The sequence below is a fragment of the Pseudomonas sp. GXM4 genome (genome assembly GCF_008923895.1).
In the GTDB taxonomy this organism is placed as follows: domain Bacteria; phylum Pseudomonadota; class Gammaproteobacteria; order Pseudomonadales; family Pseudomonadaceae; genus Aquipseudomonas; species Aquipseudomonas atacamensis.
Genome location: NZ_WBRZ01000510.1, coordinates 1 through 1,127 on the forward strand (window position 1 = coordinate 1; position 1,127 = coordinate 1,127).

Genomic DNA, 1,127 nt, shown 5'->3' on the forward strand with positions numbered 1-1,127 from the left:
GAGTGCCTTCTAAACGTGGTCTGTCCCCATTTACCCCGGCGGTGCTGGCGATGACGTTGATGTCGCGACCGGCATCGAGCCTCAGGTCGCCGCCGCCTTTTACGCTTGACTCCAATTGAAAGGTCTGTCCCCGTTTATCCCGTCAGTGCACGTTAATCAGATTCGGCGTTATGAGGCAGGGACGGCGCAACCAACCTTAGAAGCCCTAATTCGGCTTGCTCAGGCTCTGCACGTCAGTTTGGATGATTTGGTATTCGCTGAAGGAGAACGCGGGCCGTCCGACGACTTGCGCCTCCGCTTTGAGGCCGTCAGCCATATGCCCGAAGCCGAGAAATCAGTGATCAAGGCACTGCTCGACGGGATGATTCTTAAGTACCAGGCATCAAAAGTCATGGGGGCGGATAACAGCAGCCGACCACCCAATGCGTAATCAAAAAAAAGGGCCGATCTGAAAGAGTAAACCGGCCCCCCATACTTCGCTGCTGCGTATAGCAAAAGCTATACGCCATACGTCAGTGTTTATCGGGTGAAACCTGCATTTCGTATTACAAGTGTGTAGCAGCACCTAGAAGACATAAACCGGACAACTAATTGATACATATAGAAAATATCCACCTCGCAAGAGCTGCGTGTTGTGTATTGAGATTTTGCTCCTGTTAAGGGGCGAAAAATCATGCTCAAAAAGGGCGTATTGAGCAGCTAGACCGTAGGTCGTCAGGGTGGGTGCAAAAGGGATGCAACTTAACTGCAGAACGGATGCAAATAGGATGCAAGAAGGCGGCAAAACGGATGCAGATAGGGTGCAAAAACACCGGCGCAAGGCCGGTGTCGAAAGTGTCAGATCAAGTTGAAACTTCTACAACTCACCAAACCTCATGGGTCTCGGCTCTGTAATTATTTTCAATACGCTCAACAAGCAATGGTGCACTGATAATTCCTCTTGTGGAATGCTTCAGCTCTTCCGAGCTAATCTCCCTCTCCAGCCGAAGTGCTTCGCTTCCATTCCATAGCCAAATAGAGCCTCCCGGCCCGCCATTCCTGGAACGGAACGTAGGAAACACTTGTAACCTTTCGGGAACCGGAACATTTGCCACAACGGATAGAAGGCCTTGATTTACCGCACTTTG

The 1,127-nt window shown here is 50.8% G+C and carries 1 protein-coding gene and 1 pseudogene; one reads left to right on the forward strand and one right to left on the reverse strand.

Going from position 1 to position 1,127, the window contains the following annotated elements; translation table 11 throughout:
- Positions 1 to 115: 115 nt before the first annotated feature.
- Positions 116 to 430: a helix-turn-helix domain-containing protein gene (locus tag F8N49_RS27805; protein WP_122746724.1), complete on the forward strand. Its 315-nt coding sequence runs from the start codon at positions 116 to 118 to the stop codon at positions 428 to 430.
- A gap of 433 nt (positions 431 to 863) precedes the next feature.
- Here F8N49_RS27805 and F8N49_RS28150 read toward each other — a convergent pair.
- Positions 864 to 1,127, reverse strand: a pseudogene (locus tag F8N49_RS28150) (hypothetical protein); the annotation flags it as partial.